Here is a 13,569-nt window from a genome sequence, read left to right as displayed (position 1 = left end):
ATACCCATTGACTATAGAAAATGGAGCGCATATTATGATTTATGTACTGTTAATCGCGGCGATCGTGATCGGGGATCAGATCGCGAAATATTTTACGGTGGCAAACCTTCCGGTGGGCGGAAGCGTGACGTTTATTCCGGGCTTTATGGATTTTACGCATGTGCAGAATACGGGCGCGGCATTCAGCATGTTCAGCAATGGGACATGGCTACTGGCACTTCTTTCAGCCGTGATGGCCGCTGTTGTTATTTTTCTTCTGTTCAAATATAAGAAACAGGCGAACTCGAAGCTGTTCAATATTGCCATGACGTTTATTGCGGGCGGTGCAATCGGCAACCTGATCGACCGGATCGTCCAGGGCTATGTTACGGATATGATGCAGTTTTCGTTCGTAAACTTCGCGGTTTTTAATGTCGCCGACTGTTTTGTGACGTTCGGCGCGGTGATGCTGGGCGTTTGGGTGCTGTGGTTCTGGGATAAGCACAAAAAGACGGAAACAAAAGATGACAATACTAAGGAACAAGGTTAAGTTTTCAAAAAATCAGCGGCTGGACGCGTATCTTGCGGAAGAATATCCGCAATTTTCGCGTTCTTTTTTAAAGAGCTTGATCGAACAGGAACACATTACGCTCAACGGAGAGAGGACAAAAGCAGGCACCAAGGTAAAGGAAGGGGACGAAATCGTCCTCAGGCTTCCTGAGGTGGAAGGGACGTCTGTGGCACCGCAGGATATTCCCCTCGAGATCGTCTATCAGGATAGTGATATCGCGGTCATCAATAAACCGCAGGGCATGGTGACGCATCCCGCGCCGGGAAACTATGACGGGACCCTCGTAAATGCAATCCTGTACCATATTGGAGACCTCTCCGGGATCAACGGGGAGCTGCGTCCGGGGATTGTTCACAGGCTTGATAAGGATACGTCGGGACTTTTGGTGATTGCCAAGAATGACGCAGCCCACAAGGCGCTTTCCGAGCAGATCGCAGACAAAAAAGCAAGGCGTATCTATTGGGCGCTTGTATATGGCAATATAAAGGCGAATGACGGAGTTGTGGATACGCTGATCGGACGCGACCCGCGAAACCGGAAGAAAATGGCGGTGCTGAAGGCAGGAGGGCGCGAGGCTGTTACGCGCTACAGGATTCTTGAGCGCTATGGGGAATATACCCTTGTGGAATGCGAACTGGAAACGGGGCGGACTCACCAGATTCGCGTTCATATGAAGCATATCGGGCATCCGGTGGCCGGCGATCCGGTATACAGCAGGCAAAAGGATCGCTTTGGCCTTAGCGGCCAGCTTTTGCACGCAAGAAAACTGGAGCTGACACATCCGCGGACAGGTGAAAGAATGATATTTGAAGCACCTTTGCCGGAATATTTCACAGCAGTGCTTGCAAAATTAAAAAAAATGTAAAAACAGATTGAACCATGGAATAAAATTTGCTATACTAAGTAAGAAGAAAACCATACCTTTAAACTGGTCCGCTGAGAGGCCGTAAGGTGACATATCAAAGTTCGTTTTTTGTGTGCCTTGCTGCGTCCGGAAATGATGCGGGAAGGCTTTTTTGATGGGGGAAAACGGATGGAAGGCAACAGAAAAACGACGATTATGGACGGAGAGACGATGCAGCGCACGCTGAAGCGCATTGCCCACCAGATCATCGAAAATACGGAGGGCGCGAAAGACCTTGTTTTTATTGGGATTGCCCGGCGCGGCGTGACCATTGCCCAACGAATCGCTGGATATATCCATGAGTTTGAAGGCGTTACGATCCCGATCGGCACGCTGGATATCACGTTTTACCGTGACGATCTTACGCATGGCTCCGATCAGCCCGTTGTGGGAGCGTCAAACCTTGTATTTGATGTCAACGGCAAAAAAATCGTCCTGTTCGACGACGTGCTTTATACGGGGCGGACAGCGCGTGCGGCAATGGACGCGATCATGGACCTGGGGCGGCCGAACTTTATCAAGTTTGCGGTATTGGTTGACCGGGGACACCGCGAGCTCCCGATTCGTGCTGACTTTGTCGGGAAAAATGTACCGACGGCGGCACATGAGCTCATTTCGGTCAAGGTCATGGAGTTTGACGGGGAGGAAAGCGTCGATATTTGCGACCTTAAAAACGGTGATTGAACCTTATCATGCAGATAAGGTTTTTTCATACTCTTGCCGCTGCCAAAGGAAGCGGCGGGGAGAAGGATTCATTATTCATATTGTATTGGGAGGTATCATATGGAAAATTCACTAGACCAACAACGCGGAATCGGCAAAAAGCTGATTCTCGGGTTCCAACACCTGTTTGCCATGTTTGGCGCGACGGTATTGGTTCCCCTTCTCACAGGGCTCAATCCTGCGGTGGCAATCTGCTGCGCGGGTATCGGCACACTGATTTTTCACCTGGTTACAAAGGGTAAGGTGCCGGTGTTTCTTGGTTCGAGCTTCGCATTTATCGGCGTGATTGTGATTGTGGCGACCCAGATCAGCGGTGTTGATCCGTCGGTGGAGGGGTATCTTGCATCGCCGGCCTACCAAGCGGCGCTGCCGTATGTGGCCATCGGCATCATGGCGGCGGGCGCACTGTACCTGATTCTTGCGCTTGTGGTAAAGCTTGTAGGCGTAAAGCGCGTGATGTCGATTTTTCCGCCGGTCGTAACGGGCCCGATGATTATGGTAATCGGCCTTACGCTCGCACCGACCGCATTCAACAATATCATTACCGCGCCAGCTGCCGAGGGCGTCGCGGATATTTTATGGATGCGCTGGGTGATTGCGTTGATCGTAGTTGTGACGATGGTGGTCATCTCAATTTTTGCAAAGGGATTTTTTAAGCTGGTGCCGATCATCATTGCCATCGCGGTGGGATATATCTGTGCCGCGTTGATGGGGCAGGTGGATTTTTCCGGATTCCAGAATGGTGCGAATCTTGGATTCCAGGTACCGCCGTTCAACATCTTCCTGACACATGAATTGGAACCTGCGGGCGTTTTGACCTCGGTGAGTATCATCGCGCCGATTGCGATCGTGACCTTTATGGAGCATATCGGCGATATCACGACAAACGGCGCCGTGGTTGGAAAGAATTTTCTGGAAGATCCGGGACTGCACAGGACCCTGATGGGCGACGGTATCGCGACAATGGTCGCCGGTTTCCTCGGAGGCCCTGCAAATACGACCTATGGCGAGAATACGGGTGTTTTGGCAGTGACCAAAAACTATAACCCGGTCACGCTGCGCATTGCCGCGGTATTTGCTATCATTATCAGCTTCTTCGGCGTATTTACCGCGTTCCTCGGCTCTATACCGGGCGCGGTTATGGGTGGAGTATCGATCCTGCTCTTTGGTATGATTGCGACGATTGGCCTGCGGACACTGGCGGAGGCAAAGCTTGATTTCACGCACAGCCGCAATCTGATTATCGTTTCCTTGATGCTGGTCATTGGTCTTGGCCTTTCCGGCGGCATCCAATTTTCGGAATCGTTTACGCTCTCGAATATCTTCCTGAGCGCGCTTGCGGGAATTATTCTCAACATCGTACTTCCGAAGAATATCTAGGTTATGGAGCGGGCGGGATATCCCGCCCGCTGTTCTATGAAGGAGTTTTATGTCGATATTTATTAAAAATATCATGGCCGTAAATGCAGACGGCATTCAAAAAGGAGCAGATATCCTCATTGAAGGGGAGCGTATTGTGGAAATGGGGACGGGACTTGTACGGGATGCGGACCGCGTGATCGACGGGACCGGTCTTGTAGCGTTTCCCGGATTTCTCGAACTGCATTGTCATCTGCGCGATCCGGGGCTTGTATACAAGGAAGACATTATGACCGGTACACGCGCGGCGGCGGCGGGCGGCTATACCGCCGTGTGCTGTATGCCGAACACGAAACCGGTAACGGATAGCGCGGAAATTGTAAGATATATCATTGAAAAGGCGGAGAAGTCGGGCTATGCGGAAGTATTGCCGGTCGCCGCGATTACGCGTGGGATGCGTGGGGAAGAGCTTACCGATTTTGCGGGGCTTCTCAAGGCGGGTGCGGTGGCTTTTTCGGATGACGGGATGCCTGTTGCCGAGGATAAAATGATCCTTGCGGCAATGGAGCGTGCAAAGGAGCTTCGTGTGCCGCTGATGCTGCACGAGGAAGATTTGGCCAAGCGCGGGAACGGCGTGGTGCATGACGGGGAAAATGCGCGCCAAGCGGGGATTGCCGGGATACCGCGCGCTGTTGAAGAGACCATGACTGCCCGGGATATTTTTTATGCGGAGAAGCTGGAGGCGCCGATCCATATTTGCCATGTATCTACGGCGGGCAGCGTAGAGCTTGTGCGGCGGGCAAAAGCGAACGGCGTGCCCGTGACATGCGAAACAGGTCCCCATTATTTTTCTATTACGGATGAAAAAATATTGGACAGGGACCCAAACGCAAAGGTAAATCCACCGCTTCGGGAGACGGGGGATATGCTGGCTGTGCGGGAAGGAATCGCCGACGGGACGATTGACGTGATCGCGACCGATCATGCGCCCCACAACGAAGAGGAAAAGGCACAGGAGATCGAGAAAGCACCCTTCGGGATGATTGGCTTTGAAACGGCGTTCCCGCTTACCGTGACCAATCTGCTTGACACGGGGGTGATCGGGCTTACGGATATTGCCCGGCTGCTCTCCAAGCGGCCGCATGAGCTGCTGAAGACCGCAGGGGGCGAGCTCAAAAAAAATGGGCCCGCAGATATCGCGATATGCGACATGAATGAGAAATTCGTGTATAATAAAGACATGATCGTCTCAAAAGCGAAAAACAGCCCGTTCCTGGGAATGGAACTGAAGGGACGCGTATGCTATACGATCAGGAAGGGGAAGTTTACCTATGATAGACAAGCTGATTGAGCAGATTATAGAAAAAAAGAGCCCGATTTGCGTGGGACTCGATACAAAGTTTGATTATATTCCGCAGGAGTTTCTGTCCCATGAATTCTCGACGGACGCTCTTACCTATGCGGCGAATAATATATTCCAGTATAACTGTGCACTGGTGGATGCAATCGCGGACATCGTACCGGCCGTGAAGGTGCAGGCGGCCTATTACGAGATGTACGGCTGCGAGGGGGTGAAGGCGTTCCGCGATACGATCCGTTATGCGAAAAACGCGGGACTCATTGTGATCGCGGACGTAAAGCGCAACGATATCGGTGCGACGGCTACGGCGTATTCGAGCGCATACATCGGCAGGACGAAGATTGGGGAAGAGGAGCTTGCGGTATTCAATGCGGATTTTGCGACGGTGAACGGCTATCTTGGAACGGATGGGATCGCTCCGTTTGTGGAAGACTGCAAAAAATATGACAAGGGAATTTTCGTATTGGTAAAAACCTCTAACAAGAGTTCGGGAGAGATACAGGACCTTGAATTCGAGCATAAAACGATTTATAACCGCATGGCGGATTATGTACAGGAATGGGGAAAAGAGTGTATCGGGACCTATGGTTATTCTTCCGTAGGAGCGGTGATCGGGGCGACGTATCCGCAGCAGGCGGCACGTATCCGGGAGACGCATCCGCATATTTTTGTGCTTATTCCGGGATATGGGGCGCAGGGAGGCAGTGCGGAAGGACTGCTGCCGAATTTTGACCAAAAGGGTCTTGGCGGAATCGTTAACAATTCGCGTGCGATACTGACCGCTTATCGCAATGAAGCCTATGTGAAGATGCCCTTCGATAAGGCGGCGCGGGAAGCGACACTTGCAATGCAGCGCGACATCCTCGATACTTTTGACAAAAATGGAATTTCATACGACGAATAAGGGAGCATAAGACAATGGCGTATCTGACACTGGAAGACGGAACGATATTCAAAGGGGAAGCCTTTGGAGCAAAAGTTGATATTATGGGAGAGGTCGTATTCAATACGGGCATGACAGGATATCAGGAGGTCCTGACCGATCCTTCCTATTGCGGACAAATTGTAACGATGACTTATCCGATGATCGGGAATTACGGGATCGATGAAACGATCTCGGAGTCTTCGGGGCCGCAGGTACGCGCGTTCGTCATGCGTGAGCTTTGTAAAGAGCCTTCCAACTGGAATTGCCGGGAAACCCTGCAGGAATATTTGGAGCGCTATGATATCGTTGGTCTTGCGGGCATCGATACGCGCGAATTGACGCGGAAGCTGCGCGATAAGGGGACGATGCACGGCATCATTACGCAGGTGCCTCCGTCCGTTCACCAGATCGAGGAAATGAAGGTGTTTGAGGTGGAGCGCCCGGTCGACGAGACGACCTGTGCGGAGAAATACCAGTATTGCACGGGAGAGCGTAAGGTGGCGGTGCTCGATTTTGGACTGAAACGCAATATCCTTCGCAGCCTTGAAAAACGCGGGTGTGCACTTACGGTGTTCCCGGCCCGGACCAACCCGCAGGAAATCATTGCGGGCGGCTTTGACGGCCTGATGCTGACCAACGGGCCGGGAGACCCGAAGGTGAACACGGAGATCATTGAAAATCTGAAGCAGCTGATCGGCAAGCTGCCGATTTTTGGCATTTGTCTCGGCCACCAGCTTGTGGCGCTTGCCATGGGGGCGGATACGGAAAAATTGAAATACGGCCACCGGGGAGCAAATCATCCCGTGAAGGATATGCAGAAAAACAAGGTGTATATTACCTCGCAGAATCACGGATATACGATTATGAGCCGGTCACTCCCGGCATGCGCGGTCGTTTCGCACAAAAACTGGAACGATCAGACGATTGAAGGCGTAAAATATATCGGTTATCCGATGTTTACGGTTCAATTCCATCCGGAAGCGGCGCCTGGGCCGGAAGATACGGCCTACCTGTTCGACGAATTCATCGAGCTCATTGACAGGAAGAGAAGGTCATGATTAAAAAACATTTTACCGAGCAGGTTCTCGCAAACGACCTGATTGCACAGAATACCTATCTGATGAAGCTTACGTGCACAGAGGATTTCCTGCGGCTTTACCGGCCAGGACAGTTTGCACACATTGAAATACCGAATGCAAAAGAGCTTTTGCTGCGCAGGCCGATCAGTATTAACTATGTAGATTTCGGAAAAAAGGAAGTTCACCTGGCCTATAACACTGTTGGCAAGGGGACGAAGCTTCTTTCGCTTGTCCGCGCGGGAGATACGCTCGATGTACTGATGCCGCTGGGGAATGGATTCCAGCTTGCGGACAACATGAAAAAGGTGTGGCTGGTTGGCGGCGGGATCGGGATCGCGCCCTTAAAATCGCTTTACTGTAAATATCCGGACCGGGAATATACCGCGTTTCTGGGATACCGAAACCGGGAATACGTTTATGAAGCGCATGATTTTGAATTGTTTGCAAAAACGCATATCACAACCGACGACGGCAGCTATTGCACCCGGGGCTTCTGCACCGATGTGTTGCGTGCGGAACTCGAAGAGAGCGGACCGCCGGATGTGATCCTTGCGTGCGGACCGCATGTGTTTTTTAAGTCACTTGCAAAGGCGGCAGGGGATATTCCCACGTTTGTCTCCCTGGAACAGCATATGGGCTGCGGAACCGGTGGCTGTGCGACATGCGTATGCAAGGTTGGCGGCCAATATAAGAAAGTATGCCTGCAAGGCCCCGTTTTCGACATCAGGGAGGTGGATTCGCTTTATGACTGATATGCGCGTAAACATTGCGGGTGTAGAGCTGAAAAATCCCATTATTACCGCATCGGGGACATTTGGATTCGCTGAAGAATACGGGCTTTATATGGACCTCTCACGGCTTGGGGCGTTTACCTTGAAAGCGCTGACGCGGGAACCGCGTATGGGGAATCCTCCTGTGCGTATCGCGGAGACGGCGAGCGGCATCCTGAATTCGGTTGGGCTCCAGAACCCTGGCGTCGATGAATTTCTGCGGACGGCGTGGCCCCGCATAAAGGATATCGATACCGTGAAAATTGCCAATATTGCCGGCGCATGCGTGGAAGATTACATCTATGTTGCGGAACGCCTGAACGACACGGCAATCGATCTTTTTGAGGTCAATGTTTCCTGTCCCAACGTGAAACATGGCGGCGTGAATTTTGGAACGGACGAAAGGACGCTGCGCAGGGTGGTAGAGGAAGTGAAAAAAATTTCCAAGAAACCTCTAATCGTGAAATTAACACCCAATGTGACCCATATTGCGGACATGGCAAAGGCGGCTGCGGATGGCGGCGCGGATGCACTGTCCCTGATTAATACCATCACTGGGATGGCGGTTAATGCGGCTACAAGGAAGCCGGTTCTTGCCAATGTGACAGGAGGGCTTTCAGGGCCGGCAATAAAGCCTGTGGCCCTGCGGATGGTTTGGGAAGTTTATAGGGCGAATCTGGGGCTGCCGATTATTGGTATGGGCGGTATCATGACGGGAGAGGACGCCGCGGAATTTATGATCGCCGGGGCAGACGCCGTGATGGTAGGGACGGCGACGATGCGTAATCCTTCGGCGGCGGAAGAGATCGGCTTTGAGCTGGAACGGTTTGCTGGAAAGGCCGGATTGGAGCGGATCTGCGAGCTGGCCGGTTCGCTGAATATAGAATGAGGAGGGTATCTTGAAATGATGACACAAGAAGAAATTATTGCGATTTTCAAAGAAAAAGAAGTGATGCTGGAGGGCCATTTCCTGCTGACGTCGGGTAGGCATTCCGATCAATATATGCAGTGCGCAAAGCTGTTTCAATATCCGGATGTATCGGAAAAAATCTGCGCTCAGCTCGCGGAGCAGTTTTCCGATATGGAGATCGACCTTGTAATCGGCCCGGCAATCGGCGGAATTATCATGGCTTATGAAATGTCAAGGCAGCTTGGCGCAAAAAATATTTTTGCGGAACGTGAGAATGGAAAGATGACCTTGCGCCGCGGCTTTACCGTGGAACAGGGGGCCAGGGTTCTTGTGACAGAAGACGTTGTCACGACGGGTGGCTCTGTGAAAGAAGTGATTGCGTTGCTTAACGAAATGGGAGCCGAAGTTGTCGGAGTGGGAAGCGTCGTTGACCGCAGTGCGGGCGGAGTGGATTTTGGCGTGCCCTTCCGCGCGGTGCTTTCTATGGAAGTCAAATCCTACGAACCGGACGAATGCCCGGTCTGTACAACGGGTGCGCCGCTCGTGAAACCGGGAAGCAGGAAGCTTCCGGTAAAATAACATAACAGAAAAAAGAGCCGCGGATTTATCCGCGGTTCTTTACATTTTTGGGAAGCGGCTTGTATTGTGGGGCGTGGAAACGCAGGCCATGCTGGAACCACTTATTGAAAGACCAGATGGCGTCGATCTTTTTGGGGAGGGCAATGCGGGAAAAAAGGCCCTTATCATATAACCGTATATCACAGAAGCCATCGCCAATTCCTTTTTCGCCAAGATTCACATAAAAACTGCGTATTTCCCGCCCGAAAAGGTTATCGGCACAAATTTTGCAATATTTCCTTGTCAGTACGGTAGGCGGAATCCTGCGGCGTATGATGGAGGTGATATGAAAATCTCCTTCAAAATAAGCGCGCGTGCTTTCGTCGGGATAATCTGCATAAGCGATCAGCTTTTTTAATATGTCGCCGCTGTACCATAAAAACATGTGGCCATTGAGCTGAACATACTCCCAATTACCCGCTACGGGAGAAAGCTGGAGGCGGATACGGTCTTTGTTGGATAAGGAATACCAGCCATTGGGAGAATGCCCCCGCTTAATGATATACCGATCCGGGATGGAAAGGTTCCGGTTCTCATTCCGGTCGATTCCTTCCGTAAACAGATCGTAGATTTCATCTCTGATATCCATCAGTTTTCCTCCGCGGGTTTGTAGAGGGAACCCTTATGGGCATCCACATAGACGGTAAAATAATCGTCGTAGATCACTTTGCCCGGACGTGCGGACGGAGGCTTCTTGAGGTTTTTCCGCTGTGTATAGTCGACGGGGGTTTTTCCGGCATGGCGGGCGCGTGAATGCGCCGCTGCCAGCTCGGCCGCCATAACGATGGTTTCGTCGTCAATATCGTCGAGCGGCACGCCGCCTGTGACCAGAAGCACGTGAGAACCAGGGATTTTCTGCGCATGAAACCAAATATCATCCTTTGAAGCGGTACGCATAGTGAGCTGGTCGTTCTGCCTGTCATTTTTGCCGACGTAGATATCATAACCTCCAGGAGACAGAAAACGAAGCGGCCGGGACTGCATTTCCGGCTCCTTCCTGCCTTTGGACGGCGCAGAGAGATAGCCTGCACGTACAAGCGTATGCCGGATATCGTCAATATCCTCCGGAGTTTCCGCGTTTTCCGTGAAGTGAAGCGCTCCCGCCAGGAAATCCTCTTCCTCATAGGCATCCGCCAGCTTTTTCGAGCTGATTGCGGATGCGGTTTTCAGCTTGCTGATCTTTTTATAAAGTTTTTGCGCTGTTTCCTGCGGTGTTCGCGAAACGTCGAGGGGAACCGTGACCGTTTCACCGGTTTCGTAATCCACCGCCTCAAAATCCTTCATGCCCTTTTTTAGCCGGTAAATATTGGCGGTGATGAGATCGGCGCGCTTTTGCAGCCTTTGCTCTTTGGCGGCGTCGCGCAGAGTAGCTTCATATATGCCAATCAGCTTTTGCAGTTTAACATAAATCTTATGAAGCGTTTTGTAAAGAGCTTCCTTTTGCTGCCTTAAGCGAGAAATCAGCAGGCGCTGTCCATAATAAAAATCCAGCGTCTCATTGACGGTTGAGAAAGCCTTCCGCATTTCCGCCGGGTAGGTTTCATAGGGAATGCACGAAAAAAAGACGGGCATTCTGTCTGCGTTGAACTGTACGCATGGCGCGGGCTCGGAGACAGCTTGGTGCAGAAAACCGCGCATGCTTTCAGCAAGCCGCTCCGTCAGCTTCGGCGACAATTCGGACGTAAGAACCATGCCGATTCCAGAACGCTGCAGGATTTCCTGCGCGGTTTGCAGCGAAATGCCGTCAAAAGCAGAAGCCATATGGTTGATGATTTTGGTGTCTTTATGCGTCGCAAGAACCTCTGCAAGCGTTGTGGGGGAAAGCGCAAGGGGATCGAACTTCGTCTGGGGCGGATTTTCGTACCGCACCCCAGGCAAAACTTGCCGTTTGCTGCTCATATCCACAGATACACGCCGGATGCTGTCAAGGATCTTATCGTTTGCATCCGTAAGGATAATATTGGAATACTTGCCCATAATTTCGATCACAAGCCTAAGCGTAATGGGATGGAGAAGCTCGTCTTTTGTTTCGAGCGTAAAGATGACGACACGGTCAAGACCGCGCTGTTCAATGTCAGCAATGCGGGCTCCGGTCAGGTATTTACGCAGGAACATACAAAAGACCGGCGGCACCTTGGGATTTGCCTTCGTGGTGCGCGTAAGGTAGAGGGCACAGTCGCCCGCGTCCGCATTCAGTACCAAACGAAGCGTGCCTTCCACAGCGGAATAGAGCTGGAGCACGACTTCTTCTTTGCCGGGCATCAGCACCTTTTGTATTTTAGCGCCGTCGCACCGTTGTTTCAGTTCGCCTACACACATATGTAACGTTAAACCATCAAGTGTCATAAAGCATCCTCCGTTTCATTATTATACCACATCCGATTGTGTGAGCACAGGAATTGTGCTAAAATGGACGAAGCAAATAAACGGGAGATGACCATGAGAGAAAACGGAAGAAAACCGGATGAACTGCGGCCCCTGAGCATCGAGGCGAATATATTGAAAAATGCACACGGGAGCGTGCTGATCGGCACCGGGAATACACAGGTCCTATGTACGGCAATGCTGGAGAAGGGCGTGCCGCCCTTCCTTGCGGAAACGGGCAACGGATGGCTGACGGCAGAGTATTCGATGATGCCGGCTTCGACGCCGCACCGAAAAAGGCGCGACGGCGCAAAACAGGATGGACGGGGCGTAGAAATACAGCGGCTGATCGGCCGTTCGCTGCGCAGCATATGCAGCTTCGAAGGAATGGGCGAGTACACGGTATATATTGACTGTGACGTACTGAACGCGGACGGAGGAACGCGCACAGCTTCGATCAGCGGGGCGTTTATTGCCGCTGCCCTTTGTGTTGATAAGGCTGTGAAAAAAGGCCTGCTTGCAAAATTTCCGCTCACTAAGCATGTTGCTGCTGTATCGGCGGGGATTGTGGAAGACACTCCGTTGCTTGACCTTTGTTATACGGAAGACAGCGGCGCGCAGGCGGATATGAATATGGTTGCGGCAGATGACGGAAATATCGGAGAAATACAAATATGCGGAGAGAAGCGCACGGTTACGGAAGAGGAGTTTATGACGCTGATGGCCCTGTGCAAGAAAGGGATACATGAAATCATCGCGCGGCAGAAGGAAATTTTGAAGAAAGAGGGAATTATAATATGAAACAGCTGATTATCGCGACCAATAACCAGGGGAAGGTCAGGGAAATCAAAGCGATCCTTGGAAATTTTTATGATGAAATCAAATCTTTAAAGGATGCCGGGATTGTAGCTGATGTGGTAGAGGATGGGGACAGCTTCCATGCGAATGCGCGGAAGAAAGCGGTAGAAATCAGCGAAATGGTGGAAGGCGATGTTTTGGCGGACGACTCCGGACTGTGCGTGGAAGCGCTTGATATGGCGCCTGGGATATATTCGGCCCGTTTTTCCGGGGAAGGAGCGACTGATGAAAAGAATAATGTTAAGCTCCTTTCGTTGGTTAAGGACCAGGATAACCGCCGGGCATGGTTCGTGTGCGCGCTGGTGCTTGCAAACGGAGGAAAAGAAAAGCTGTACGTAGAAGAACGCGCGGAGGGGAAAATTATCGACGAGCCGCGCGGAGAAAACGGGTTTGGCTATGATCCCTTATTTTATGTCGAAGAATATGGACAGACCTTTGCAGAGATTCCGCCGGAGGTTAAGAACAAGATCAGCCATCGTGCAAAGGCATTGAAAAAGCTTCAGGAAAAAGTGCAGGAGATGTAGGTGGAACAGTATATACACGCCCTTGTGCTGAGCGATACGCATGGAAACAGGAGCGCGATTGACGCAGTGCTTGGGCAGAACCGAAATGTGGAATATGTCTTTCATTTGGGAGATAATATAGCGGATGCACGCTATATCGACCAGAATGCGAATGCTAAGGTGATTTGCGTAAAAGGGAACTGCGACGCAGGCGACGCGGGCAATACAGAGGATGAGATCGTGCTGGCAGGGCAGAAGATATTACTTACGCACGGACACTTTTACAAAGTGAAATATTCGTATGACAGATTATTTTACCACGCCAAGGAGTGCGGGGCAACAGCCGCATTGTTCGGGCATACGCACAGGCAATATTGTGAGTACGAAGATAGCCTATGGCTGGTGAACCCGGGAAGCGCCGGAGCGTCCCCGGACGGGACAATCTGTTATGCGACACTGCTGATTGGAAGAATGGGCGTTGTTCCCAAATTGAGAACGTTAAAAATATAAAGGACAGGCCTTATATAAGGCCCGTTTTTGTTTATAAGCAAGCCTTCAAGGGTAACATAAGAAAGAATGGATGGTCGGTTCGCATGCAAAAATTTTGGAGCAACGCAGCGCCATATCTGAAGGCTTTTTTGAAATG

15 protein-coding genes are annotated in these 13,569 nt (G+C 51.4%); 13 read left to right on the top strand and 2 right to left on the bottom strand.

Annotated elements, in window-relative coordinates; genetic code table 11:
* Nucleotides 1–34 precede the first annotated feature (34 nt).
* From lspA to pyrE, 10 genes are all read left to right on the top strand, one after another.
* Nucleotides 35–529, top strand: a complete 495-nt coding sequence (gene lspA / locus B1H56_RS05000; RefSeq protein ID WP_066518293.1) for a signal peptidase II — start codon at nt 35–37, stop codon at nt 527–529.
* The gene (locus B1H56_RS04995; protein WP_066518294.1) at nt 504–1,415 is read left to right on the top strand and encodes an RluA family pseudouridine synthase; all 912 of its coding nucleotides are present in this window, start codon (nt 504–506) and stop codon (nt 1,413–1,415) included. Before lspA ends, B1H56_RS04995 begins: the two co-directional genes overlap by 26 nt.
* A gap of 168 nt (nt 1,416–1,583) precedes the next feature.
* Complete coding sequence (pyrR, locus tag B1H56_RS04990) at nt 1,584–2,138, top strand: bifunctional pyr operon transcriptional regulator/uracil phosphoribosyltransferase PyrR (RefSeq protein WP_066519242.1); 555 nt, start codon at nt 1,584–1,586, stop codon at nt 2,136–2,138.
* A gap of 99 nt (nt 2,139–2,237) precedes the next feature.
* Complete coding sequence (locus tag B1H56_RS04985; protein WP_066518295.1) at nt 2,238–3,557, top strand: uracil-xanthine permease family protein; 1,320 nt, start codon at nt 2,238–2,240, stop codon at nt 3,555–3,557.
* Nucleotides 3,558–3,606: 49 nt separating this feature from the next.
* On the top strand, nt 3,607–4,887 hold the full coding sequence (locus B1H56_RS04980) for a dihydroorotase (RefSeq protein WP_066518297.1): 1,281 nt from the start codon (nt 3,607–3,609) through the stop codon (nt 4,885–4,887).
* Nucleotides 4,868–5,800 carry an orotidine-5'-phosphate decarboxylase gene (gene pyrF / locus B1H56_RS04975; protein WP_066518298.1) on the top strand — a complete coding sequence of 311 codons (933 nt, stop codon included), beginning with the start codon at nt 4,868–4,870 and terminating at the stop codon, nt 5,798–5,800. The genes B1H56_RS04980 and pyrF overlap by 20 nt, the downstream gene beginning before the upstream one ends.
* Before the next feature lie 14 nt (nt 5,801–5,814).
* A complete protein-coding gene (locus B1H56_RS04970; RefSeq protein WP_066518300.1) occupies nt 5,815–6,879 on the top strand; it encodes a carbamoyl phosphate synthase small subunit in 1,065 nt (354 codons plus the stop codon).
* A complete protein-coding gene (locus B1H56_RS04965) occupies nt 6,876–7,652 on the top strand; it encodes a dihydroorotate dehydrogenase electron transfer subunit (RefSeq protein WP_066518301.1) in 777 nt (258 codons plus the stop codon). Before B1H56_RS04970 ends, B1H56_RS04965 begins: the two co-directional genes overlap by 4 nt.
* The gene (locus B1H56_RS04960; RefSeq protein ID WP_066518302.1) at nt 7,645–8,559 is read left to right on the top strand and encodes a dihydroorotate dehydrogenase; all 915 of its coding nucleotides are present in this window, start codon (nt 7,645–7,647) and stop codon (nt 8,557–8,559) included. The genes B1H56_RS04965 and B1H56_RS04960 overlap by 8 nt, the downstream gene beginning before the upstream one ends.
* An 18-nt stretch (nt 8,560–8,577) precedes the next feature.
* Nucleotides 8,578–9,159, top strand: a complete 582-nt coding sequence (pyrE, locus tag B1H56_RS04955; RefSeq protein WP_066519244.1) for an orotate phosphoribosyltransferase — start codon at nt 8,578–8,580, stop codon at nt 9,157–9,159.
* Between the two features lie 25 nt (nt 9,160–9,184).
* Here the strand turns inward: pyrE and B1H56_RS04950 are convergent, their stop codons facing one another.
* Together B1H56_RS04950 and B1H56_RS04945 are read right to left on the bottom strand one after the other, a co-directional pair.
* Nucleotides 9,185–9,787 carry a hypothetical protein gene (locus B1H56_RS04950; RefSeq protein WP_066518303.1) on the bottom strand — a complete coding sequence of 201 codons (603 nt, stop codon included), beginning with the start codon at nt 9,785–9,787 and terminating at the stop codon, nt 9,185–9,187.
* Nucleotides 9,787–11,544: an Rqc2 family fibronectin-binding protein gene (locus tag B1H56_RS04945; protein WP_066651114.1), complete on the bottom strand. Its 1,758-nt coding sequence runs from the start codon at nt 11,542–11,544 to the stop codon at nt 9,787–9,789. The genes B1H56_RS04950 and B1H56_RS04945 overlap by 1 nt, the downstream gene beginning before the upstream one ends.
* Before the next feature lie 93 nt (nt 11,545–11,637).
* On the opposite strand from B1H56_RS04945, the gene rph reads away from it, so the two are divergent.
* The 3 genes from rph to B1H56_RS04930 are packed head-to-tail and all read left to right on the top strand — an operon-like array spanning nt 11,638 to nt 13,433.
* Nucleotides 11,638–12,363 (top strand): ribonuclease PH, encoded by a 726-nt coding sequence (rph, locus tag B1H56_RS04940; RefSeq protein WP_066519246.1) that lies wholly within the window; start codon nt 11,638–11,640, stop codon nt 12,361–12,363.
* Nucleotides 12,360–12,944 (top strand): XTP/dITP diphosphatase, encoded by a 585-nt coding sequence (locus B1H56_RS04935; protein WP_066518307.1) that lies wholly within the window; start codon nt 12,360–12,362, stop codon nt 12,942–12,944. The genes rph and B1H56_RS04935 overlap by 4 nt, the downstream gene beginning before the upstream one ends.
* On the top strand, nt 12,945–13,433 hold the full coding sequence (locus B1H56_RS04930; protein WP_066739925.1) for a YfcE family phosphodiesterase: 489 nt from the start codon (nt 12,945–12,947) through the stop codon (nt 13,431–13,433).
* Nucleotides 13,434–13,569 lie beyond the last annotated feature (136 nt).

The sequence above is a fragment of the Christensenella minuta genome, assembly GCF_003628755.1.
GTDB lineage: Bacteria > Bacillota > Clostridia > Christensenellales > Christensenellaceae > Christensenella > Christensenella minuta.
The sequence above is the reverse complement of the archived record's forward strand: the minus strand, read 5'-3'. Positions and strand labels throughout refer to the sequence as shown.

Coding starts and splice junctions, on each gene's coding strand:
- lspA (WP_066518293.1), top strand. CDS start 35: ATGATTTATGTACTGTTAATCGCGGCGATCGTGATCGGGGATCAGATC.
- B1H56_RS04995 (WP_066518294.1), top strand. CDS start 504: ATGACAATACTAAGGAACAAGGTTAAGTTTTCAAAAAATCAGCGGCTG.
- pyrR (WP_066519242.1), top strand. CDS start 1,584: ATGGAAGGCAACAGAAAAACGACGATTATGGACGGAGAGACGATGCAG.
- B1H56_RS04985 (WP_066518295.1), top strand. CDS start 2,238: ATGGAAAATTCACTAGACCAACAACGCGGAATCGGCAAAAAGCTGATT.
- B1H56_RS04980 (WP_066518297.1), top strand. CDS start 3,607: ATGTCGATATTTATTAAAAATATCATGGCCGTAAATGCAGACGGCATT.
- pyrF (WP_066518298.1), top strand. CDS start 4,868: ATGATAGACAAGCTGATTGAGCAGATTATAGAAAAAAAGAGCCCGATT.
- B1H56_RS04970 (WP_066518300.1), top strand. CDS start 5,815: ATGGCGTATCTGACACTGGAAGACGGAACGATATTCAAAGGGGAAGCC.
- B1H56_RS04965 (WP_066518301.1), top strand. CDS start 6,876: ATGATTAAAAAACATTTTACCGAGCAGGTTCTCGCAAACGACCTGATT.
- B1H56_RS04960 (WP_066518302.1), top strand. CDS start 7,645: ATGACTGATATGCGCGTAAACATTGCGGGTGTAGAGCTGAAAAATCCC.
- pyrE (WP_066519244.1), top strand. CDS start 8,578: ATGACACAAGAAGAAATTATTGCGATTTTCAAAGAAAAAGAAGTGATG.
- B1H56_RS04950 (WP_066518303.1), bottom strand. CDS start 9,787: ATGGATATCAGAGATGAAATCTACGATCTGTTTACGGAAGGAATCGAC.
- B1H56_RS04945 (WP_066651114.1), bottom strand. CDS start 11,544: ATGACACTTGATGGTTTAACGTTACATATGTGTGTAGGCGAACTGAAA.
- rph (WP_066519246.1), top strand. CDS start 11,638: ATGAGAGAAAACGGAAGAAAACCGGATGAACTGCGGCCCCTGAGCATC.
- B1H56_RS04935 (WP_066518307.1), top strand. CDS start 12,360: ATGAAACAGCTGATTATCGCGACCAATAACCAGGGGAAGGTCAGGGAA.